Source organism: Kitasatospora sp. NPDC056531 (assembly GCF_042794375.1).
GTDB lineage: Bacteria > Actinomycetota > Actinomycetes > Streptomycetales > Streptomycetaceae > Kitasatospora.
On the sequence record NZ_JBHTTU010000006.1, the window covers coordinates 128,788 to 150,986 of the forward strand.

Annotated in this window: 15 protein-coding genes and 1 pseudogene; 6 read left to right on the forward strand and 10 right to left on the reverse strand. The window is 71.9% G+C overall.

Features of this window, described 5'->3' with window-relative positions; all coding sequences use genetic code 11:
- Window positions 1–456: 456 nt before the first annotated feature.
- Window positions 457–2,388, forward strand: a complete 1,932-nt coding sequence (locus ACFQ87_RS09435; protein WP_380610029.1) for a WD40 repeat domain-containing protein — start codon at window positions 457–459, stop codon at window positions 2,386–2,388.
- A 181-nt stretch (window positions 2,389–2,569) separates the two neighbouring features.
- Here the strand turns inward: ACFQ87_RS09435 and tnpC are convergent, their stop codons facing one another.
- Window positions 2,570–4,012 (reverse strand): IS66 family transposase, encoded by a 1,443-nt coding sequence (gene tnpC / locus ACFQ87_RS09440; RefSeq protein WP_380610030.1) that lies wholly within the window; start codon window positions 4,010–4,012, stop codon window positions 2,570–2,572.
- A 112-nt stretch (window positions 4,013–4,124) separates the two neighbouring features.
- Entirely contained in the window at window positions 4,125–5,057 is a 933-nt protein-coding gene (locus tag ACFQ87_RS09445; RefSeq protein ID WP_380610031.1) for a hypothetical protein, read from the reverse strand.
- Between the two features lie 1,013 nt (window positions 5,058–6,070).
- Between ACFQ87_RS09445 and ACFQ87_RS09450 the strand changes: the two genes are divergently transcribed.
- A complete protein-coding gene (locus ACFQ87_RS09450) occupies window positions 6,071–6,778 on the forward strand; it encodes a hypothetical protein (RefSeq protein WP_380610032.1) in 708 nt (235 codons plus the stop codon).
- A gap of 92 nt (window positions 6,779–6,870) precedes the next feature.
- Here ACFQ87_RS09450 and ACFQ87_RS09455 read toward each other — a convergent pair whose 3' ends face one another.
- Together ACFQ87_RS09455 and ACFQ87_RS09460 are read right to left on the reverse strand one after the other, a co-directional pair.
- A complete protein-coding gene (locus tag ACFQ87_RS09455; RefSeq protein WP_380610033.1) occupies window positions 6,871–7,125 on the reverse strand; it encodes a helix-turn-helix domain-containing protein in 255 nt (84 codons plus the stop codon).
- Window positions 7,076–7,477, reverse strand: a pseudogene (locus tag ACFQ87_RS09460) (hypothetical protein); the annotation flags it as partial. The gene ACFQ87_RS09455 and the pseudogene ACFQ87_RS09460, both read right to left, overlap by 50 nt.
- 369 nt (window positions 7,478–7,846) lie before the next feature.
- Here ACFQ87_RS09460 and ACFQ87_RS09465 point away from each other — a divergent pair.
- Window positions 7,847–8,101 carry a hypothetical protein gene (locus ACFQ87_RS09465; protein ID WP_380610035.1) on the forward strand — a complete coding sequence of 85 codons (255 nt, stop codon included), beginning with the start codon at window positions 7,847–7,849 and terminating at the stop codon, window positions 8,099–8,101.
- 44 nt (window positions 8,102–8,145) lie between these two features.
- Here ACFQ87_RS09465 and ACFQ87_RS09470 read toward each other — a convergent pair whose 3' ends face one another.
- The 3 genes from ACFQ87_RS09470 to ACFQ87_RS09480 form a co-directional block, all read right to left on the reverse strand.
- Complete coding sequence (locus tag ACFQ87_RS09470; protein WP_380610036.1) at window positions 8,146–9,492, reverse strand: cytochrome P450; 1,347 nt, start codon at window positions 9,490–9,492, stop codon at window positions 8,146–8,148.
- A 148-nt stretch (window positions 9,493–9,640) separates the two neighbouring features.
- Window positions 9,641–11,266 (reverse strand): monocarboxylate uptake permease MctP, encoded by a 1,626-nt coding sequence (gene mctP, locus ACFQ87_RS09475; protein ID WP_380610037.1) that lies wholly within the window; start codon window positions 11,264–11,266, stop codon window positions 9,641–9,643.
- Window positions 11,266–11,550 carry a DUF3311 domain-containing protein gene (locus ACFQ87_RS09480; RefSeq protein ID WP_380610038.1) on the reverse strand — a complete coding sequence of 95 codons (285 nt, stop codon included), beginning with the start codon at window positions 11,548–11,550 and terminating at the stop codon, window positions 11,266–11,268. The genes mctP and ACFQ87_RS09480 overlap by 1 nt, the downstream gene beginning before the upstream one ends.
- A 375-nt stretch (window positions 11,551–11,925) precedes the next feature.
- Between ACFQ87_RS09480 and ACFQ87_RS09485 the strand changes: the two genes are divergently transcribed.
- Window positions 11,926–13,413 carry a hypothetical protein gene (locus ACFQ87_RS09485; RefSeq protein WP_380610039.1) on the forward strand — a complete coding sequence of 496 codons (1,488 nt, stop codon included), beginning with the start codon at window positions 11,926–11,928 and terminating at the stop codon, window positions 13,411–13,413.
- Window positions 13,414–13,706: 293 nt separating this feature from the next.
- Here the strand turns inward: ACFQ87_RS09485 and ACFQ87_RS09490 are convergent, their stop codons facing one another.
- The 3 genes from ACFQ87_RS09490 to ACFQ87_RS09500 form a co-directional block, all read right to left on the reverse strand.
- On the reverse strand, window positions 13,707–14,642 hold the full coding sequence (locus ACFQ87_RS09490) for an NADP-dependent oxidoreductase (RefSeq protein ID WP_380610040.1): 936 nt from the start codon (window positions 14,640–14,642) through the stop codon (window positions 13,707–13,709).
- A gap of 72 nt (window positions 14,643–14,714) precedes the next feature.
- Window positions 14,715–16,352 carry an AMP-binding protein gene (locus ACFQ87_RS09495; RefSeq protein WP_380610151.1) on the reverse strand — a complete coding sequence of 546 codons (1,638 nt, stop codon included), beginning with the start codon at window positions 16,350–16,352 and terminating at the stop codon, window positions 14,715–14,717.
- Between the two features lie 221 nt (window positions 16,353–16,573).
- Window positions 16,574–16,720, reverse strand: a complete 147-nt coding sequence (locus tag ACFQ87_RS09500) for a hypothetical protein (RefSeq protein ID WP_380610041.1) — start codon at window positions 16,718–16,720, stop codon at window positions 16,574–16,576.
- 133 nt (window positions 16,721–16,853) lie between these two features.
- Between ACFQ87_RS09500 and ACFQ87_RS09505 the strand changes: the two genes are divergently transcribed.
- Both ACFQ87_RS09505 and ACFQ87_RS09510 read left to right on the forward strand, forming a co-directional pair.
- Entirely contained in the window at window positions 16,854–19,151 is a 2,298-nt protein-coding gene (locus ACFQ87_RS09505) for an ATP-binding protein (RefSeq protein WP_380610042.1), read from the forward strand.
- A 171-nt stretch (window positions 19,152–19,322) separates the two neighbouring features.
- Complete coding sequence (locus ACFQ87_RS09510) at window positions 19,323–22,190, forward strand: helix-turn-helix transcriptional regulator (RefSeq protein ID WP_380610043.1); 2,868 nt, start codon at window positions 19,323–19,325, stop codon at window positions 22,188–22,190.
- Window positions 22,191–22,199: the final 9 nt, after the last annotated feature.

The window sequence follows — 22,199 nt, forward strand, 5'->3', positions numbered from 1 at the left end:
CTCATCAGCATCCTGAGTGGCTATCTACAGGTGTATCAGAGTCCGGTCGCGCTGGTAGAGCCGGTTGGCTTGCCCGCAAGCTGCCCGGGGGCCCCGGTTGTGCCCGACGCGGGTCCCGGTGCGACAAGGCGCGTCAAGCTTCCGGCGGCCGCCCGCGGCCACCGCGCGTCAGCCGTCCGGCGCCGCGACTGTGGTACGTGTCGTGTCCGGGGGTGGGGTGCGGGGTTGCCGGTGTGGGTGGAACGACGTGATGTCGGGCCCGGGGGTGTGCCTGAGTGGTTGTCAGCGGGTGCGTCTACGGTGCCGGTCATGAATGGTGATGTGTGTGAGGGTGGTTCGGGTACCGGTCCGGTGGTGGCGGGTGAGTGGTGGACGGACCTGGGGTTGTTGGTGAATGGCGATCCGGCGCGGGTGTGGGGGTTGCTGGATTCGGGAGCGGGTCCGGAGGCTCGTTTGATGGCGGCGGTGTACCGGGCGTCGGCGTATGTGCACCGGTATGAGACGGCGGGAGTGCGTCGGCAGTTGCTGGCGCTGGACGCGGCTCGGTACGGGGACATGGAGCTGGCGGCGCGGATCCATGCCGTTGCGGTGGTGGGCGAGCCTGCGCCGCGGTGGCAGGTGGAGTGGTCGACCGGTAGCCAGGTTGACGCCCGGGTCCGGCACGTCATGACCTCCAGCGACCCCGGGTTCGGGGGAGGTGTGTGCGCGGTGGCGACGGCGGTGGTGAACGGCCGGTCGGTCGCCCTCGAGATCTGTGAGGCCGATGAGGTACATGTGTGGGACCTGATCACCGGTGACCAGATCGGCGACCCCCTGATAGACCACGACGGCGTGGTGTACGCGGTGGCAACGGCGGTGGTGGACGGCCGGTCGGTCGCCGTCACCGGCGGGGACGCGGTACAGGTGTGGGACCTGGCCACCGGGGAGCAGGTCGGCGAGCCGCTGCACGGCCACGACGGCGTGGTGCGGGCGGTGGCCACCGGGGAGGTGGAGGGCCGGCCGGTCGCCGTCACCGTCGGCGACGACAAGACGGTGCGGGTATGGGATCTGGCCACCGGCGAGCAGATCGGCGCCCTCCTGCACGGCCACGACGGCGTGGTGCGGGCGGTGGCGACGGCGGTGGTGGACGGCCGGCCGGTCGCCGTCACCGACGGCGCCGACGAGACAGTGCGGGTGTGGGACCTGGCCACCGGCGAGCAGATCGGCAACCCCCTGCGAGGCCACGACCGCACATATTCTGCCGTGGCGACGAGCGTGGTGGAGGGCCGCCCGGTCGCCGTCACCGGCGGCTACGACGAGACAGTGCGGGTATGGGATCTGGCCACCGGCGAGCAGATCGGCGCCCTCCTGCACGGCCACGACCGCACAGTGTCTGCCGTGGCGACGAGCGTGGTGGAGGGCCGGTCGGTCGCCGTCACCGGCGGCTACGACGGGACGGTACGGGTGTGGGACCTGGCCACCGGCGAGCCGATCGGCGAGCCCTGGGAAGGCCATGGGGAAGGCTGTCCTGAGGTGTGGGCGGTGGCCACCGGGGTGGTGGAGGGCCGGTCGGTCGCCGTCACCGGCGGCGAGGACGGGACGGTGCGGGTGTGGGACCTGGCCACCGGCGAGCAGATCGGCAACCCCCTGCGAGGCCACAGCAAAGACATCTGGGCGGTGGCAACCGGGGAGTTGGAGGGCCGGCTGGTCGCCGTCACCGTCGGCGAGGACGGGACGGTGCGGGTGTGGGACCTGGCCACCGGCGAGCAGATCGGCGAGCCGGTGCACGGCCCCACCGGCAGGATGCGGGCGGCGGCAACCGGGGAGGTGGAGGGCCGGCCGGTCGCCGTCACCGTCGGCGAGGACGGGACGGTGCGGGTGCGGGACCTGGCCACCGGCGAGCCGATCGGCGCCCTCCTGTACGGCCACGACCGCACAGTGTCTGCCGTGGCGACGAGCGTGGTGGAGGGCCGGCCGGTCGCCGTCACCGGCGGCGAGGACGGGACGGTGCGGGTGTGGGACCTGGCCACCGGCGAGCAGATCGGCAACCCCCTGCGAGGCCACACGCAAGCAGTGCGGGCGGTGGCAACGACCGTGCTGGACGGCCGGCCGGTCGCCGTCACCAACGGCGCCGACGGGACCGCACGAATATGGGACCTGGCCACCCGCCAACAGATCGGCGACCCCCTGCAAGGCAGGCGGGAGGCGGCCACCGGAGTCATGGAAGGCCGTCCGGTCGCCGTCACCGGCGGCTACGACGGGCCGGTGCGGGTGTGGGACCCGGCCACTGGCGAGCAAGTGGGGCCGGAACTGGTGTTCCCCGCACCAGTGTTTGCGTTGGCGGTGGCTCCAGGCGGGCGGCTCGTGGTCGGTTTCGGTCACGAGGTCGCGGTCCTGTCCCCCCGCTGACCGGGCAGACCATCCTCCCCATCGGGCCCCTGCGGGCCGGCCACTCGTGAATAGGCGAACGCAACGGGAGCCCTGCCGCCCCGGCCCGGAACAGCCGCAAGGCCACATACCCGGCCGGGGCCGCAGGGGCCAAGGGGCAGCGCGAACGCGCCGCCGCTTACGTGTCCCCGTCTCGGTGCTGTCAGGTCGGGGCGGGGATCCAGGCGCCTCGGCCGTCGAAGAGTCGGGCGATGGCGTCGAGGAGGTTGTGGCCCTGCTTCGTGGCGGTGGACAGGTAGCCGCGCACGGTGAAGAAGCGCTCGGCGCCGAGTGCCGTGCGCCGGCCGCCGGTGACCTTCTGTTGGATCTCGGCCATCCGGATGGCCTGCTCGCTGGTGTTGTTGTCGAAGAGCACCCGCCAGTCGAAGGCGAAGCGGAGTACCTGGTCGCGTTCGTCGAGGCGGCCGAGCAGGTTCGCTGCCTTCGACCGCTTGCGGCGCGGCTCACCCGGGGCGCGGGCCGGGTGCGAGGTCCGCCCGGCGGCGACGATCTCCTCGTAGCGGGAGGCCAGGCGTTCGAGGGTGTCCACGGTGAAGCCGGTGGAGTGCGGGTGTGCGGCCCGGATGGCCTTGACCTCGTCCCAGGTGTCCACCAGCAGCGTGGCGAGGTCCCCGGCCCAGGGCTCGGGGCGGCCGTCGGGCGCGTTCTCCACGACAGCGGCGAGTTCGCGCAGGTGGTGCGCGTTGCACAGGGCGTGGGCTACGTCGGTGTAGGTCTTGTAGGGCTTCCAGCCGTCGTGAACGGCGACGCCGGTGAAGTGTGGCAGGACGCCCATGGCCTCGAACGCCTGCACGCCGCGCTTCGCATGGACCAGGTAGAGCGTCAGCGAGCGGGTGCAGGCGGTGTGCACCCAGCAGGTGCGGCCGGCGACGCGGGTGCCGGTCTCATCGAAGCCGACCACTTCACACTCGACAAGCTGTCGCCGCACGGCCTCGGTGTGCTCGGCGACCGCGTCGGCGGCCTGTCCGGCCCAACCGAGCAGGGACGCGGTGGCCACGTCGGCGCCGAGGACGTCAGCGAGCAGTTCGGCGCACCGCTCGTAGGGCAGGTGCTGACGGGCGAGCAGGTAGAGGGCCAGCCTCTTCAACCGGGGCCCGTACTGGGCCGGGGCCGCCGGCGAGTTCGGCGGGGCGGCAGCGGTGACCTGCCCGCACACGCAGCGGCGGTGCTCGATGCGGTGCTCGGTCACCCGCAGGCGGATCTCGGGCAGGTCGAAGACCTGACGCCGCTCGACAGAGACCACCTCGGCCAACGCCAGGTCGCCCGCGCAGCCCCGGCACTCCTGCGGGGTGTGGACCTCGACCGCATCCGGTGCGTCGACCTGCATCAGTGAGCCCCCGGCAGCGCCGCGGGGCTTGCCCGGGCCGCGACCCGAGGGCTTGCGCAGTGACGCCGGGCGGGCAAGCCCGTCGCTGGACGGCGGCTTGGACGAGTTCTTCGAGTTCATCCCCAGACGCCGCTTGAGCTCCGCGTTCTCCGCCCGCAGCTCAGCGATCTCCGCCCTAGCTGCAGCCAGCTCGCTCCGCAACTCGCCAACGAGTGCACCCAGTTCCGCATAGCTCGGCAGCGGCGGGGTCCCGGACACAAGACCCAATGATCAACCAGCAGAACGCCGAGATCAACTCAGCGTGCCAGAAGCACCAAATCAGTCACCCGGCCTCAAAAGCGCGAAGTGATCGGCGCTAGGCCCACCCCTTCTAGCCGCCGCGACGGTGCCTCTTAGTCGCCCCTGAAGTGCGAGCGATGAACGCTGCCCGCCCTTCCCCTTCGCTCGACCTTCTGGCTTTGCCGTTCGCAGCTCGTTCGTCCTGCTCGGCAAGGCGCTTGGCACCGGCGATGAAGCACCGCAGATACAGGTCCGAGAGGCTGTCGATGTAGTACCGGTCTGCCATGACCGTCCCGGCCGGGTGGACGGTCTTGGCGCTCATCCACTCGACGAGCTCCGCTGCGGTGTGCCGCACGAGCCGGGGCTGTTCCAGCGGCAAGGCGCCCAGTAGGCCGACCGACGCCCTCTCCCAGTTCTGCTCCTGCCTCTGACCGACCTCTGCGCGGAGGCTCTCGAGATCCGCCATCGTCGCGGCGAAGAGCCGGTCCAGCCGTTCCTCGCCCGACGTCTCGGTCTGCTCGGCCATCTGACCGGCATGACTGATGGCCAGGTACTCCCAGACGCCGATTACCGCGAGGCTCGATTCATCGGTGTCCAGTGCGAGAACGGCCTCAAGGTCCGCCATGAACTCCAGGTCGTCTTCAGGAAGTTCGGGCCGGTTCAGGTTGGTGAGGACTCCGATCAGGCGGTCGTCGAGCTCGCCGCGGGACGCCTTGGCCAGGTCGGGTCGCCGGCGCAGGTTGCGGCGCATCTGGCGGATGATCGGCCCACCGTTGCGAACCTCCAGCTTTGCCTCCGCCTCTGCCATGTCGTAGTAGACGTCGTCTCCGGTGAACCCCTTCGGCACCTCGGCCGTGGCCGTGGTGATGGCCTCCCGATCGCACTGGCGGCGGGGAAAGTAGTTCTTGGCGAGTGCGCGTTTGAGTGCGAGCTCGGGGACCGGCGCCTTGTCGCTCATGAAGGCCAGCAGGGCCAGGAGGTCGACGCTACGGCCCGGGCCGGCGTGGCGCGCCAGGGAGCGCACGAGGTCCGGGGTTCCTGGCGGGTACATGGTCCGGTTCCGGCTCGACCGAGGCACACCCTCTCGGGGCGGGGCAGCAGTCCTCTCCTGCGCCAGTGCTTGAGCTGATTGGCGCTGACGGGGTGTCCGTCGGCTGCGGCGAGGTCCATCAGTTCGCGGTCGGCGCCGCTCGGTGCGGTTCGAGGCATGTGGGAACGCTACAAAGCCGTCTCGCGCGCCTTTCCTGCCTGGCGTTAGGAGGTGGAACTTCCTCCCATGTCCAGAACCGCCGCCGGACGGCCGCTGAGTAATCGCGACAGGGGCTTCTCAGCTGCGGTTTCCGATGCTTGTTGGCGCGGCGTCAGGAGCGCGGCGGCCGGCGCGTGGCCAGATACCCACCGGAACGGCGTGGAATTCGCAGGAGGAATTGCCCGGGTAGTTGTCTCCGAGGGGCGCGTTCTGGCTATTCTGGCTCGGACAGGGCCAGCGGGCACCCACCTGCCAGGCCCCCGGAGACGCCGCCTGCGGTGGTCCGTGTCCGGAGCTGGTCCCCATCTGGTCCCCAGCAAGATCGTTTAGAGGGTCCTTGCAGGCCCCCGTTTCACTGACGTGGCGTCACACAAAGGGCCGCTGACCTGGGATTTCTCCCGGCCAATGGCCTTTCCGACTCACGTCGGGACGACAGGATTTGAACCTGCGACCCCTTGACCCCCAGCGGTCGAACAACCATCCGACTGATGTTCACCAGTCCGGATCTCGCAGGTCAGGGCTCATCTCATCCGCTCCGCATGACAGCTGATGCCGCCCCATGACGCCCCGTCCGTGAGAGGCGCGTGAGAGGCGGTGTACGAGAGCCGCATCGGCTGTGTCCTCACGACCTGATTTGTAGCGGGACAGAGCCGTCGACTGGACAGGCCCGGTAACGGTCCGCAGGTCGCGTCGACGGGTGACTGAACGGGAGGCCTCAGCGGTACGTAAGCCTGCGCGAACCCCGAAGTCGCCTCCCCAGCCCGGAAGGTCTCGATGCCGTGCGCGCCATGAGCAGGATGAATCTGCTGTTCACGCTCACCTCCCTGTCCGTCGTGCTCGTCGCCGTCGAGCGCTTCTCCTTCACCACCAAAGTCCTGCTGCAGCCTTACGGATTCCTGCGCCTGCACGAGCTGCTGCAGATGACCACCTTGATCCTCGTCACGGTGGGCATTCCGGCGCTGATGTTCCGAGAGGTCTCCCGCGACTTCTCGGCCCTGCGGTCGAGGGAGGGGAAATGGCTCTTCCTCCTCTTCGTCACCGGCGTGTACTTCTATGCCACCGGAAACGGCCTGCACGAAGTCGCCTCGGCCACCTTCAGCGAGTACTGCGATCCCAACGCCTTCACCGGCGATCTCTGCGGCGGCCTGTTCTTCAACGACTTCTACACCGGCAACGCGATGTTCTTCGTCGGCGCCCTGCTGATGAACACGAGCCTGCTGATCACCGAGAGCAGGAATCCGGACGAGTCGTCTGCCAGGAGCTCCCAGGCAGCCCTCGTGGTCAACGCGGCGGTGTACGCGGTGACCGTCCTGGCGTACGCCGGGTTCGACCGGGCCCCCGTCGGCCTGGTGTACTCCGCCGGGATGTTTTTGATCGCAAGCGCGTTCTTCCTGAAGGTCCGTCGGCAGTACCGGAAGTTCCCGTTCACCACCTACTGCGCCCTCGTGTACGCGCTCGGCGGGTCCGCGTCGATAGCGGTTCGGATATTCGCGTGAAGCCCCCGATGGCCGTTCCTCACGGCCGAGGTCGCGCTCGACAAGGCCTGGACCGCGGCGTCCTTCCGCACTGCCGCCCACGTATGGAGCGACTACCTCGTCAACCCCCGGGTCGCACCGCGCGCCCACCGGCCTCCCAGGCGCGAGCGCAGATGGCTGGGCGATGCGCCACGGGCGGATCCCCTCTCGCCGCGGCAGTAGCGTGAGGGCGGCACGCCGACCACAGCGGTGAAGTCCCGGGTGAGGCGGGACTGGTCGGCGTATCCGAGATCGGCGGCGAGCTCCGCCCGGTCGACCTCACCGCTGTTGGTGCGCTGCGCCGCCTCGTGCAGACGGGCGCGGCGCAAGCTTGAAGCGGGCGGTGGCCTGGTCGACCCGGAGCAGGCTGCGATCGTCCGTCATCTTCCTGTTCATCACGGCTACTTGTACCGGCTGAAGGTCCGGCCGGGCGGAGACACGGGTCCGCAGGAAGGACTCGACGAGGGCGACCATCGCGTCCGTCTCCGCTCGGACGAGGACGCGCGGCCAGAGCTCCGCAGCCTCCGGGCCGGAGGTACGGTCGGCGGACAGGACCTGGTCGGTGAGATCCTGGACCGAACCTGCGGCGAAGGCGCGGAAGCCGCCCGGGAGGAACTTGACCCCGTGCACCTGGCCCGCCCCGACCAGGCGGCGGGTGCAAACCCCGCCGTCCGGCCCGCGGACCTGTCTGCGCCAGGCCCGAGCTGCCCGACCTGTACACCTCGCTGTGCAACGCCGCCGCCGAGACCATTCGCGTCGTCCAAGGCATCGAGGACGCCCCGGCCGTGCTTGGCGCCCCGACCCCCTCGGCCGGGTGGGACCTGCGCACGGTCGTGAACCACGTGATCCTGTGAACCGCCCACAACTTCGCGCTGCGCGCCGAGGGCGGCGAGGTTCCGGCCGAGTGGTACGAACGTGACTTCACCGCCGAGCCCGACTGGACCGCTGCCTATGCCGAGCAGGTCGACAAGGCGCTTGGCGCGTGGTCCGAACCGGCGGTCTGGCGACGGGACATACCGCTGGGCGACTCGGCGGCCCCGGCGACGGCGATTGCCGGGATGGATCCTGCTCGACCACGCCCTGCACGGCCGGGAGGCCGCACAGGGCTCCGGCCAGGTCTACCAGCTTGACGAAACGACGGCTGCTGCCGTGCTCGGCCAGGTCGAGCAGTGGGCCGACGCATTCCGCCAGTACGGCGGCTTCGCGGAGCCCGTCCCGGTCGCCGCCGAGGTGCTTGCGTCCGACCGCGCACTGACATTGTCCGGCCGCCGGCCAGTGGCCGGTCGAAGCCCGGCTCAAGGCTGAGAAGGGATCCTCCCTCCGAGACACCGGGCATGGATGCGGCGGGCCTACTGCGGGGCGTACACCACCGCACCGGCGCCGGAAGAGGGCTGGCCGGGCCTGCAGCTGACGGCCAGTACGAGCCGGTTCGGGCGGACGGTGCGGCCGAGCACCGGCCGTACCGGCTGGTCCGACACCGGCAGGAAGTGCCAGCGGGAGAGCAGGGCGACCAGTGCGATGGTCGTCCCCTGCCAGGCGGACCCCGCGCCGACGCACCCGTGGTCGTCCGAGCCGAACGGGATCAACATGCGCCGTGCGGCGGGGCCGTTGTACCGGTACGGGTCGAAGCAGTCCGGGTCGGGGAACAGGCCCGGGTCGTGGTGCAGTGCGTACGGGCTGATGAGGATCTCGTCGCCGGGCGCCAGTCGCCGATCGCCGAGCAGCACCGGTTCGGACGCGCGGCGGAGCAGGAACGGCCGCGCGTAGCAGCGCAGTGCCTCGCCGACCACCTGCCTGGTGTACAGCAGGGCCGTGAAGTCGGCGGCGGTGGGCGGCCGATCGCCCAGCACCTCGGCGATCTCGGCAAGGATCCGTTCCTCGATGTCAGGCCGGCGCGACACCTCGTGGAGCACCCAGGACAGCACGGCGGCCGGCGCCTCCGTGCCGGCCAGGACGAGGCCGGTCAGTTCCTCGGTGATCTCGTCGTCCGTCAGGGCTGACTCGCCCTGAGCGGCGAGCAGCAGGGACAGTGCGTCGGTGTGGTGCTCAGGAGAGCTGCGGCGGTGGTCGAGTGCTTCGGCGAGGGCCGTGCGGACCGCGTCGGGCGTCGGCCGGAGCGGCGGCTCGGCGGAGGCGAGCCCGGGGAGGTCGTCGAGCATGGCCGGGAGTGTTTCGCGCAGTGCCCGGGTCAGTTCGAGCCCGGCCGGCCCGGCGACGAGCGACCGGGTGATGGTGGCCAGCGAGAGGTGCGTCATCTCGCGCGGGATGTCCAGCTCGCTCCGGTCGGTCCAGGAGCCCGCCGCCTCCGCCGCTGTATCGGCGGCGATCCGCGCATGGTCGGCGAGCCGGGACCAGTGGAAGGCCGGCTCGATCACCCGGCGGCGGGCCGCGCGGACGGATCCGGGGCACGCCGCGAGCCCGTGGCCGAAAGCCGGGCCCGGTCCGTCAGGAGCCGACCCGGCGTCGAACTTCGTGGCCTCGTCCACCAGGATCTGTTCGACCAGGTCCGGAGAGGTGACGAGGTGCAGCTTCCGAGACCCGAGGCGGACCGCGACGACCTCCTCGGCGGAGCGGACGGCGGCCACGAAGCCGCGCGGGTCCTCGAGCAGGTCGGTGAGCTGCGGCCCATCGGCCGCGCCGGAGCGGTGGGGGCACTTCTCGGTGGGCACGGCGCGCTGGGCCGGGGTCGCGGACATGGTCTCTCTTCGCTTTCGGGGTGTCGCCGACCCGCATGACGGGTGCGGTGGCACGGAAGTTCAATCGCGTCCGGACCGGGTTCTGCCGAGTCCGGCGGGCCGGGGGGGTGACGCCGTGCGGGCACCGCACCCGGCCCGCCGCAGCGGGTCAGTCGGCCATGGCCGGGGCCGGACCCGGCGTCGGCTCGGGAGTCTCCGCTTCGGCCCGGTAGTCCTCCGGGCTGGTCTCGTCGGTGCCCTGCGGAGTCCGCGCGAGGCGGAACAGGACGGTGAGCACGGCGGCGACCAGGAGGTTGAGCACGAAGGCGGTCAGGCCGATGTAGCCGTTCTGGCCGATCAGCGGGATCAGCGTGGTGCTGCCGCCGAAGTGCTTGGTGGCGGGCGTGGCGATCCCGTACGCCTGCCAGGTGCCGTAGGCCATGCCGACCGCCCAGCCGGCCAGCAGCGCCCAGCGGTGGAACCACCGGGTGAACAGGCCCACGGCGACAGCCGGCAGGGTCTGCAGGATCCACAGGCCGCCCAGCAGCTGGAGGTTGATCGCGAACTGCTTGTCCATGCCGAGCACAAAGGCCAGCGCGCCGACCTTGACCAGCAGCGAGGCGATCTTGGCGACCTTGGTCTCCTGCTCGGGCGTGGCGTTCGGCTTCAGGAACTCCTTGTAGATGTTCCGGGTGAACAGGTTGGCCGCGGCGATCGACATGATCGCCGCCGGGACCAGCGCGCCGATGCCGATCGCCGCGAAGGCCACGCCGGTGAACCAGCCCGGGAACAGCTGGTCGAACAGCTGCGGCACCGCGAGCTGGGCGTTGTAGCCCTTGACGTCCTTGCCCACGCCGGCCGCGATCGCCATGAAGCCGAGCAGCGCCAGCAAGCCGAGCATCAGCGAGTAGGCGGGCAGGAGCGCCATGTTCCGGCGCACGGTCTTGCGCGACTTGGCGGCCAGCACGCCGGTGACGGTGTGCGGGTACATGAACAGCGCCATCGCGGAGCCGAGCGCCAGCGTGGCATACGCCCACTGGGCGTTCGGGCCGGTCACCATCGAGCCGGTCGGCTTGTGGGTGACGGGGCTGACCGTGCTGAACTTGGTCGCCGCCGCGTCGAAGATGTGCCCGTAGCCGCCCAGCTTCATCGGGAGGTAGACCACCGCGACGATGATCACGATGTACACCAGGGTGTCCTTGACGAAGGCGATCAGCGCCGGCGCCCGCAGACCCGAGGAGTAGGTGTACGCGGCGAGGACGGCGAAGGCGAGGAACAGCGGCAGGTCCTTCATGAACCAGTTCCCGCTGCCGCCGACCCCGAGCACGTCCAGCACCGCCTGGATGCCGACCAGTTGGAGCGCGATGTACGGCATGGTCGCCAGGATGCCGGTCACCGCCACCGCCAGCGACAGCGCCTTGGAGCCGTACCGCCCGCGCACGAAGTCCGCCGGGGTCACATAGCCGTGCACCCGGGCCACCGACCACAGCCGGGGCAGGAACAGGAACACGAGCGGGTACGCGATGATCGTGTACGGCACCGCGAAGAAGCCCGCCGCACCCGTGCCGTAGATCGCCGCCGGGACGGCTATGAAGGTGTACGCGGTGTACAGGTCACCGCCGAGCAGGAACCAGGTGACCCACGTCCCGAAGGAACGCCCGCCCAGGCCCCACTCGTGCAGGTGCAGCGCGTTGTCCGCCTTGCGCCAGCGCGCGGCGAGGAAGCCGAGCGCCGTCACCAGCAGGAAGAACAGCACGAACACCACGAGGGCCGGCACATTGACGTGATCGCTCATCACACATCACCGCCCCGGACAGCCTTGCGCTGCTTCTCGTCCCGCCCGAGCAGCAGGTACGCCGCACCGGTGAACACGGCCGACACCGGGATCCACAGAATCTGGTACCAGTAGAAGAACGGCATCCCGCCGAACGCCGGCGTCAGCTTGGCGTAGGAGGAGACCCACAGCACCGTGACCACCGGCACGGCCAGGGCCAGCCCGGCGAGCACCCGTTCCGGTGTCACCGGCGGCAGGCTGCGCGACACCTCTTCCCCGCTGGTTCGACGGACTTCCGTTGACATCTGTGCAGCCTCCGTGTTTCTGATCCGGCATCCGCTCGGTCGGGCTCTCCCGGCCGGCGCATGCCCACCCTTACGACGGTGCACCGGCTCGGGTTCAGGCAGTGGAGGAGCTCATTGCCCGGAGAGCCGTCCAGGCCGCCAACCGCGCCGACGCCCGCGCGGGACGACCACGACGAGGCCGGCGACCAGCAGGCTCACCCCGAGGGAGACCACGCCCCAACGGCGTTCCTGCCCACGACAGTTGATCGAACCCCTGGGTGACCTACCTCACATGCCGGAGTTGGGGCGCGGTTGAGGAATTCGCGGACCGGTTCCGTCAAATCGCCGGACGGCTGCCACCGCAACAGGCGGCCGACGGACTACCGAGGGAACGACATGATCCGAGCACGCGCAGCGGTACTCGCGGCAGCCCTGGCAGTGGGCGCGGCGGCAATGACGGGCTGTTCGCCGAGCGGAACGGCCGCGAAGCCCCAGCCGGCCGACAGCGCGACGGCGTCCAGCCCCGTCAACTACGTGCCGGGTACGGCGCAGGAGAACAACGCCCCCGCCGGCACTGGCGACTTCGCCGACGGCCCCGCGAACTCGCCGGCCGCGATGAAGTGGGTGCAGCTCAGCGCCGGGGCGGCGGGCGTGCTCAACCCGGTCGTCCACAACGCCGCCGGCTTCACGCTCTACCGGTTCGACAAGGACACCACGAAGCCGTCCAAGTCCAACTGCAACGACGCCTGCGCCACCACCTGGCCGCCGGTCCTCGTCCAGCCGGGCTCGCGGATCTTCCTGGACGGCGTGTCCCGGGCGGACATCGGCGTCGTCAAGCGGGACGACGGCGCCCTCCAGATCACGATCGGCGGCTGGCCGGTGTACCGCTTCAGCAAGGACACCGCGCCCGGCCAGGCCAACGGCCAAGGCGTGGGCGGCACTTGGTTCGCCGTGACGCCGGAGGGTGGCAAGGCCGGCCAGTCCCCGCAGGGTACGGACACCAACACCCAGCTGGACTACCAGAACGGCACTGCCAAGCAGCACGACGCGCCGCCGAACACCGGTGACATGTACAACGGGCCGCGCAACAGCCCCGAGGCGATGAAGTGGGTGCAGCTGACGGCCGGTTCGGCCGGTGGGCTCAGCCCGATCGTGCACGACGGCGCGGGCTTCACGCTGTACCGGTTCGACAAGGACACCACGAAGCCGTCCAAGTCCAACTGCAACGACGCCTGCGCCACCACTTGGCCGCCGATCCTGGTGCAGCCCGGTTCGCGGATCTTCGTCGACGGCGTGCCCACCTCGGAGATCGGAATCGTGGACCGCGCCGACGGAACCCGTCAGGTCACCATCGGGGGTTGGCCGGTCTATCGCTTCAGCAAGGACACCGCCGCAGGGCAGACCAACGGTGAAGGTGTCGGCGGTACCTGGTTCGCGGTCTCCCCGCACGGTGGGAAGGTCCTGCGCCCGACGGAGGGTACGGGCGCCACCTCCTCCGCCGCGCCGAGCGCCGGCGCCTCCGCGTCCGCCTCCTCGCCGGCGAGCGCAGCCTCCTCGCCGGCGAGCGCTCCCGCCGGTACGCCGAGCGCCGCCGCGCCGTCCAGCCCGGCTGCCTCCCCGGTGGCCCTCGGAAACGGCGTGGTCACCCTGGACAGCGGCCTCAACTTCACCGAGCCCGACGCCTCCGAGAACATCGCCGGCCCGGGCTGCAAGAACACCGGCCGCGGTGACCTGGCGCTGTCCCTGGACCTCAGCGGCGGCCCGGTCAAGATCTGGACCGGCCGCGACTGCACCGGCACCTCGGCCGTCGTGACCAGCAGCATCCCGGACCTTTCCAAGATCGGCTTCGACAAGAAGATCGCCTCGATCCGGTTCGGCGACTGAGGGAAAGCCGGGGCGCAAGGCCCCGAAGTCCCGACGCCCGCCGGTTCTCCTCGGAGAACCGGCGGGCGTCTTGCTGTGATTCGGACGCGCGGGAACCGGCGGACGTCCCGCCGCAGTTCGGGCCGGGCACCGGCCGTGAGAGGCCGTCCGTCGGGCATGAGCCGGGCGTTGAACGCCGACCGCTCGGCTCCCGGCCGGCCGTGGAGGTACCGACTGCCCGGCGCTGGTCCGGGCACGAAAACGCCGACCGCCCGGCGCGAGCCGGGCGGTCGGGTGGGGGTGGGGGAAGCTGATCAGGAGACGTTGATCACGATCTTCCCCTTGGCACGCTTCGAGGCGCTGTAGCGCAGCGCGTCCATGGTCTCGTCCAGGTCGTACGACCGGTCGAGGTACGGCCGTACGGCGCCGACGTCGACCAGGGCGGCGAGCTTCTCCAACTGCTCACCGCTCGGCCGCATGAAGAACGGCTCGACCCGGATGCCGTGGCGCGCGGCCATCTCCTGGGCCTTCGGGACGAACACGGTGGAGACGAGCACGCCGCCGCGCTTCAGCACGCCGTAGGAGCGCTCCTGCGTCTCGCCGCCGAGGGTGTCCAGCACCACGTCGAATTCGCCGTCGACCTCCTCGAACTTCCGCGTCCGGTAGTCGACGACCTGGTGAGCGCCGTGCTCGCGGGCCTGCTCCGCCGCGTCGGCGGAGACCGTGGTGGTGATCCGGGCACCCAGGTGCCGGGCCAGTTGGATGGCGATCGAGCCTACGCCGCCCGACCCCGCGTGGATCAGCACCTTCTGCCCGGCGCTCAGGCCGGCCCGCTCGACCAGGCCCTGCCAGGCCGTCAGCGCGACCAGCGGCAGCGACGCCGCCTCGTCGAAGTCGAGGCTCGCCGGCTTGAGCGCGACGAGGTCCTGCTCGACGGCCACGTAGTCGGCGAAGGCGCCGGAGGTGGTCGGGTGGACTCGGGAGTAGACCTCGTCGCCGATCTCGAACCGGGTCACCGCCTCGCCCGTCGCGACGACCACCCCGGCCGCATCGTTGCCGAGCACCAGCGGCATCGCGACCGGGTTCACGGCCTGCAGGGCCCCGGACGCGACGATGTGGTCGATCGGGTTCACGCTCGCGCGGCGGACGCCGATGAGCACCTCGGTGGCACCGACGGTCGGCTCGGGTCGCTCGCCGACTCGTACGACGTCGTCGATGGCTCCGTACGCCTCGATGTACGCTGCCCGCACGGTTGTCTCCTTCGGTTGGTAGTCCGTTCCGGCACACCTGTTACGAGGGCCGCGGCCGCCGCGTTCAGCGGATCAGCCCCGGAGTTCGGGGAACTGCTCGTCGCGCCACTCGTGTTCGTTCGTCGTCGTGTGCTGCTCGCGCTCGCGGAGCTCGACCCGGCGGATCTTGCCGGAGATGGTCTTGGGCAGCGGGTGGAACTCCACCCGGCGCACCCGCAGGTAGGGCGGGAGCTGCTCGCGGGCGTGCCGCAGGATCGCCAACGCGGTCTCCCGGGTGGGCTCCCAGCCGGGCGCGAGCGCGACGTACGCCTTCGGCACGGCCAGCCGCACCGGGTCGGGTGCGGGCACCACGGCGGCCTCGGCCACGGCCGGGTGCTCGATGAGGACGCTCTCCAGCTCGAACGGGGAGACCTTGTAGTCCGAGGCCTTGAACACGTCGTCGCTGCGGCCGATGTAGGTGATCCAGCCCTCGGCGTCGCGGACGGCGACATCGCCCGTACGGTAGAAGCCGCCGGCCGTCACCTCGGCATTGCGCTCGGGGTCGCCGAGGTAGCCGGTCATCAGGTTGACGGGAGTCCGGGAGAGGTCCAGGCAGAGCTCGCCCTCGTCAGCGGGCACACCGCTGACCGGGTCGACGAGTACCACGGGCACGCCTGGCAGCGGCCGGCCCATCGAGCCGGGCTTCACCCGGGCGCCGGGCGTGTTGCCGACCAGCAGGGTGGTCTCGGTCTGCCCGAAGCCGTCCCGGATGGTCAGCCCCCACGCCCGTTCGATCTGGGCGATCACCTCGGGGTTGAGCGGCTCGCCCGCAGCCACGAGTTCGCGCAGCGCGCCCGGGCCCGAGGAGAGGTCGGTCTGGATCAGCATCCGCCAGACGGTCGGCGGGGCGCAGAAGGTCGTGACCTCTGCCCGGCGCAGTTGCTCCACCAGCCGCGCGGCGTCGAACCGGGCGTAGTTGTAGACGAAGATCGTCGCCTCGGCGATCCACGGCGCGAAGAAGCAGCTCCAGGCGTGCTTCGCCCAGCCCGGGGAGCTGATGTTCAGGTGCACGTCGCCCGGACGCAGCCCTATCCAGTACATGGTCGTCAGATGCCCGACCGGGTAGGAGGTCTGGGTGTGCTCGACCATCTTCGGCCGACTCGTCGTACCCGAGGTGAAGTAGACCAGCAGCGGATCATCAGCCGAGGTCACCGCCTCGAACGGCTGCTGCCCGACGAGCTGGTACGCGTCGGCGAACGTCGCCCAGCCCGGCACCGGCGCGCCGACCACGACGCGGGTGTACGCGCCCGGCACCGCGTCGAACTTGGCGGTGTCGGCGGCATTGGCGATCACGTACCGGGCACCGCCGCGCTCGATCCGGTCCGCCAGGTCGACCGGCCCGAGCGCGCTGGTGGTCGGCATGATGACCGCGCCGAGCTTCATCACGGCGAGCATGGACTCCCACAGCTCGACCTGGTTGCCCAGCATCAGCAGCACCCGGTCGCCCTGACGTACGCCCTGACCGGCCAGCCAGTGGGCGACCTGGTCAGAGCGCCGGGCCAACTCGTCGAAGCTGTACTTCGCCTCGCCGCCGTCTTCCTCCACGATCCACAGCGCGGTCGCGTCGTTGCCCCGGGCGAGCACGTCGAACCAGTCGACCGCCCAGTTGAACCGCCCTTCGAGGGCGGGCCAGTGGAACTCCTCCAGCGCGGTCTCGTGGTCTCCCGTCATCTGCAACAGCACATCCCGCACTGCGCGGTAGCGCTCGGTGGCGGACTTCGTCGTCACGGCAATCGGCTCCTCAGGAGAGGGCAGCCGGGCCTCGGGAAGCCCGGCGCACGTCGGTCGTTCTCACGTGCGTGCGGTGGCCGCCCGACGAACGTACGGGCGAGCGCCGCTGCACACGCAGACTCTTGACGAGCCGGCACCGCCGCGGGTTCACCCACCGCTGCTCAGTCGCCCTCCTCCGTCGGCACGAGCGCCGTCCGCACCCGGACACTCCGGCGCCGGGTGATGTGCAGAGCCCGTCCGGCCGGCAGCTGCTGCGCCGAGCCGGTGCTCACCACGTCGTAGTCGTCCACCACGAGGAACGTCTCCACCAGGACGCACGCCCACCACGCGGCGCCGCCGTCCGGGCCGCCTGTACCGCCTCGTGACGGTCCCGGTGGAGATTGGACATACGATCGCCGACCGGGGTAACTGTGCCGTATGCGAAATCACGTCACGGATCCGATGAGCGGAAACCTCCCGGAGGATTTCACCAGCTTCGTCGGCCGTCGGCGTGAGCTCGACCAGGTCCGCCGGCTGCTGTCGTCCGCTCGGATCGTGACCCTGACCGGTGTCGGCGGGGTCGGCAAGACCCGGCTGGCGCTGCGGTCGGCGGCGGAGCTGCGGGCCGGGTTCCCGGACGGCGTGTGGGTGCTGGAACTGGCCGCGTTGGCCGAGCCGTGGCTGCTGGCCCAGGCCGTCGCCGACGTCTTCGGGCTGCCGCAGTCGGTGCGCGGACCGCTGCCGGCCCTGATCGACCACCTGAAGGACCGCCGGATCCTGCTCGTGCTGGACAACTGCGAGCACCTGCTGGAGGCGGCGGCCGCCTTCGTGCTGGAGCTGCTCCGGGCCTGCCCGCAGGCGCACGTCCTGGCGACCAGCCGGCACCTGCTCGGCTTCACCGGCGAGCACGTCCTGCCCGTACCTCCGCTGGCCTCGCCGCCGCTGGCGCAGCTGCCGGCGCCGGCCGAACTGGCCGAGTGGGAGGCCCCGAGCCTGTTCCTCGACCGGGCCCGCGCGGTGGACCCGGAGTTCACGCTGACCGAGCGGAACCGCACCACCGTCGCGCGGCTCTGCCTGCGGCTCGACGGTCTGCCGCTGGCCATCGAGCTCGCCGCCGCCCGGCTGCGGGTGCTGGACGTCGACCAGCTGCTGGAGCGCCTGGAGGACCGCTTCGCGCTGCTCAAGGGCGGCAACCGGGCCGGGCTGCCCCGGCAGCAGACCCTCGGCGCGCTGGTGGACTGGAGCTACCAGTTGTGCTCGGCGCAGGAGCAACTGCTGTGGTCCCGGCTGTCGGTGTTCGCCGGGAGCTTCGACCTGACCGCGGCGGCCGAGGTCTGCTCCGGCGACGGGATCGAACCGGACGAGGTGCTCGACCTGGTCGCGGCCCTGATCGACAAGTCGGTCCTGCTGACCGAGGGCTCCGGCCCGGGCGGTGGCCGGCGGTACCGGATGCTGGAGTCCATCCGGGAGTTCGGACGGGCCCGGCTGGCGGAGTCCGGCGGCGAATCGGCTCTGTTGCTCCGGTACCGGGACCACTACCGAGCGCTGGCAGCCCGGGCCACCGCCGAGTGGTTCGGCGCCGAGCAGCTGACCTGGGCGAACCGGCTGCGCGCGGAACACGCCAACCTGCGTGGCGCGCTGGAGGTGTGCGCGGTCGGGCCGGCCGGAGACGTCGCCGGGCTGGAACTGGCGGCGAACCTGTGGCCGTACTGGGTCTGCTGCGGCTTCCTGAGCGAGGGCCGCCAGTGGCTCGACCGGATGCTCGCGGCCGGTCCGGCCCGGACCACCGCCCGGGCCGGCGCGCTGTGGAGTTCGGGCTCGCTCGCCGTGCTGCAGGGCGACATCCCCACCGGGACGGCCCTGCTGACGGAGTGCGAGGACATGGCGGCCGAACTGGACGACCAGGAGCGGCTCGCCTGGGCCCGCCAGTACCGCGGGCTCGCGCTGATGTTCGGCGGCGGCGACCTCCGACAGGCGTCCGCGCTGATCGAGGACGCCGTGCGGCTGCACCGCGCGGCCGGCAACCTGCTGGGGCTCGGCAAGAGCCTCTACATGTGGTCCCCGGTGCTCTCCTTCCTCGGCGACGGCCAGCGGTCGGCGGCGGTGGCGCAGGAGAGCCGGGAGGTCGCGGAGGGGCAGGGTGAGCAGTGGTGCAGGTCCTACGCGCTCTACATGCTGAGCCTCGCGGCCTGGCGCGCGGGCGATCTGGGCTCGGCGAAGGCCCTGGCACTGCACAGCGTCCGGCTGCGGGCGCCGTTCCGCGACTCGCTGGGCCTGGCGATGGCGGTCGACATCCTCGGGTGGATCGCCGCGGCGGGCGGGAAGGCGGAGTTCGCCGCCCGGCTTCTGGGGTCGACCGAACCGATCTGGCAGTCCGTCGGCGCGCTGGAGTTCGGCTTCCAGGACATGGTGGCGTACTACGAGGAGGCGGTACGGCGTTCCCGCGCCCAGCTCGGCGAGCGGCTGTTCGCCGAGGCCTTCCACGCCGGCACCCGGCTGGACCAGGACGGGGCAGTCCAGCTCGCCCTGAGCGACACCGAGCCGCCGGTTCCCGCCGCCCGCACCTCGGGCAACGGCCTGAGCCCGCGCGAGCAGGAGGTCGCCGGGCTGGTCGCGCAGGGCCTCGGCAACCGGGAGATCGCCGAGCGCCTGGTGCTCTCGCAGCGCACGGTGGAGACCCACGTCAGCCGCATCATGACCAAGCTGGACCTCGGCTCGCGGGCCCAGGTCGCGGTCTGGGTGGTCCGGCGCGACGGCTGACGGACCGTGGTGGCTTCGGCGGCGCACACGTAGTCCGTCGGGTCCGGCCCGATTACGTGTTTCCCCGGATGCCGGCCGGGTGCCGCTCATCCGAGGATGAGGGCCGGGAGCAGCGTGGGCGGGTTCGGCCGGGCCGCGCCGAGGCTCCGCCGTACCGCTGAGGAGTTCCGTTTGGACGTCGTTCTCACCCCGCCGGGCATCGAGTCGGCGCGCCGCGAGGGCGTGGCACGCACGGCCTCGGTGTTGTTCGGCCGGGAGCGCGAAGCGGCCGACCTGCGCAAGCGGGTGGACCGGGCGCTGGCCGGTTCCGGTGGCGCGGTGCTCGTCACCGGTGAGGTCGGTGCCGGCGTGACCAGCCTGGTGTCGTCCGCTCTGGCCGAGCCGGCCCGGACGGGCGTGCCGGTCTGGCTCGGCGCGGCGGACGAGCTCGGGCGACGGTTGCCGCTGCTGCCCTTCCTGGAGTGCCGTACCGGGGACGGCCGCGCGCTCTACCGCTCCAGCCCCGACCTGGCCGAGCTGGCTCGTACCGCCGGTGGCGCGGTGTCGCTCGCCGCCACCAGCGGCCTGCTGCTGGAGGCGGTCGAGGAGCAGTGTGCCCGGGGCCCGCTGGCACTGGTGATCGACGACGCCCAGTGGCTGGACGACGCTTCCGTCGCGCTCTGGCGCCGGCTGGCCCGCGCGGCCGAGGACCTGCCGCTGCTGCTGGTGGCCGGGGTACGGCACAGGCTGTGGTCCCGGCCGGTCGAGTCGCTGGTCGTGGCCGCCCGACTGGCCGGCGACGTGATCGAGCTGGGGCCGTTGCCGTCGGAGGCCGTCCTGGCGCTGGCCGGCCATCGGCTGGGCGCGGCGGCCGGCGAGAGCCTGACCACGCTGCTGGCGCAGGCCGGCGGCAACCCCGGCTACCTGCTGGAGCTCCTCGACGTGCTGGACCGCCAGGGCGGGCTGCGCCGTGGCGCAGCGGCGGTGGAGCTGGCCGAGGGCGGGGCGGTGCCGGCCTTCACCGAGCTGGCCGAGCTGCGGCTGGCCGAGCTGTCGCCGGGGGCAGCCATGGCCGTGCGGGAGGCGGCGCTGCTCGGGCGGCGAGCCCGGATGGCGGATCTCGCGGCGGTCACCGGGCAGTCCACGACCGAGCTGGTGGGCGCGGTGCGGGAGGCCGTGTCGGCGGGGCTGCTGGCCGAGTCCGAGGACGGTCTGACCTTCCGGCACCCGATGCTGTGGCGCGGTATCCGGGAGAGTGTTCCGGACGTGCTGCGCTGGTCGATGCACGTGGACACGGCGCGCCGGCTCGCCGGGTCCGGTGCCGAGCCGGTGCGGGTCGCCGAACAGCTGGAACAGGCCGGGCCGGTGCTGGACGGCTGGGCGGTCGGCTGGGTTCGGCAGCACGCCTCCGTCCTGGTCGAGCAGGCCCCCGAGCTCGCCGTGCCGGTGCTGCGCGCGGCGGCCGGGGACGGGCAGCTGGACGACCGGGCCAAGGTGCTGCAGGCCGCGCTCGCCCGGGCGATGCTCCGCGCCCGGAGGTACGACCAGGCGCTGGAACTGGCCCGGAACATCGTCGCCTCGACGGCTGACCCGGTGCTCACGGCCGAGGTGGCGTGGGACCTCGCCCGCAGCCTGCACCTGGTCGGCGGCCACACCGAGGCCGGCCGGCTGTGCGAGGAGCAGCTGACCAGGGACGGCGTGCCGCCTGCGTTGCGGGCCCGGCTGGCCGCCTGCCTGGTCTACTCGCTCATGGTGCTCGGCGAGCCCGTCGAGCACCGGCTCGCCGCCGCCGAGGCCACCGCCGACGCCCTGGTGCGCGCGTCCGGCGACCCGTGGGCCTCGGGCGGGCTGATGCTGTGCCGGGCCGTCGCCGCGCGGGCGGCGGGCGACGACGAGCGGGCGCTCGCGCTGCTGTCGCAGGCCGACGACGTGCTGTCCGGCCCTGAGGACGGCCGGCCGGAGCTGCGCGCGGTGGTGCTCTCCGAACTCGCCGACCTGCTGGGCGAGTCGGACAAGCGGGTACAGTCGGACGCCGCACAGGCCCGGGCCAATGCGTCGGCCACGCGGTCGCGCACCCACAACTCCCGGTGGACGGCGGTCGCCGGATTCGCGCTGCACCTGCGCAACGGCGCCTGGGACCTCGCCGGGGGCGAACTCGCCGAACTGTGCCGCCCTGACGAGCCGCAGCCCATGCTGAGCGCGCACTGTGCCTACGCCGTCCAGCAGGCGGTGTGCGCGCAGCCGGAGGGCGCGTCGGCGCAGCTGCGGCTGGCGCAGCAGGTGGCGGGGGCCCGGGCCGTCGGGCGTAGCGCGACGCTGCTGCGGGCCGCCGAGGCGATCGCGGCCGAACGGGCGGGGGACTCCGCCCGCGCCCTGCGAGCTTTGGAGGGGGAACTGACCGCCGAACGCGCTCCGGGAGCGGCGTACCGCCTGGTCTGGTGTCCCCGGGCGGTGCGCTACGCGCTGGACTGCGACCACCTCGAACTTGCCGAGCGGTTCGTCGGCTTCGCCCGGGAGTCGGCGACCGCGCAGCCGCTCCCGCACCGGGTGTGGGTGCTGGCCTGGTGCGAGGCGCTGGTCGCGGCGGACGACGCGCGGCTGTGTGCGGTGGCCGAGTACTTCCGGTCGGCCGGGCGGCGCACGCAGCTGGCCTGGGTGCTGGAGGACCTGGCCGCGCTCCGGGCGGCCACCGGGCAGACCGCGTCGGCCCGCATGACCCTCGCCGAGGCGCTCCAGCTGTACCGGGACCTGGGCGCTCTGGCGGAGGCCCGCCGGGCCGAGCAGCGGTTGCGCGCGGCGGGTGTCGAGGCGGTGCCCCGGCGCCGGACGGGCCGTGGGCGCGCGGCGGCCGGCTGGGAGGCGCTGACTCCGACCGAGCTGACGGTGGCCCACCTGGCGGGCCGCGGCCTGTCCAATCCGCAGATCGCGGAACGGCTGGGCATCTCCGCGCGGACGGTGCAGACCCACGTCTCCGGCATCCTGGGCAAGCTCGGTGCCACCTCGCGGGTCGCCATCGCCCAGGCACTCGTGCGCCGGGAGGAGTCCCCGACCGGCGGGTGAGGTGCCCGG

What these genes read in the sequence shown, in the direction of transcription:
- ACFQ87_RS09495 (WP_380610151.1), bottom strand. Translation starts at nt 16,352, where the DNA reads ATGACGGGAGACCACGAGACCGCGCTGGAGGAGTTCCACTGGCCCGCC.
- ACFQ87_RS09470 (WP_380610036.1), bottom strand. Translation starts at nt 9,492, where the DNA reads ATGTCCGCGACCCCGGCCCAGCGCGCCGTGCCCACCGAGAAGTGCCCC.
- mctP (WP_380610037.1), bottom strand. Translation starts at nt 11,266, where the DNA reads ATGAGCGATCACGTCAATGTGCCGGCCCTCGTGGTGTTCGTGCTGTTC.
- ACFQ87_RS09435 (WP_380610029.1), top strand. Translation starts at nt 457, where the DNA reads ATGGCGGCGGTGTACCGGGCGTCGGCGTATGTGCACCGGTATGAGACG.
- ACFQ87_RS09480 (WP_380610038.1), bottom strand. Translation starts at nt 11,550, where the DNA reads ATGTCAACGGAAGTCCGTCGAACCAGCGGGGAAGAGGTGTCGCGCAGC.
- ACFQ87_RS09450 (WP_380610032.1), top strand. Translation starts at nt 6,071, where the DNA reads ATGAGCAGGATGAATCTGCTGTTCACGCTCACCTCCCTGTCCGTCGTG.
- ACFQ87_RS09485 (WP_380610039.1), top strand. Translation starts at nt 11,926, where the DNA reads ATGATCCGAGCACGCGCAGCGGTACTCGCGGCAGCCCTGGCAGTGGGC.
- ACFQ87_RS09505 (WP_380610042.1), top strand. Translation starts at nt 16,854, where the DNA reads ATGAGCGGAAACCTCCCGGAGGATTTCACCAGCTTCGTCGGCCGTCGG.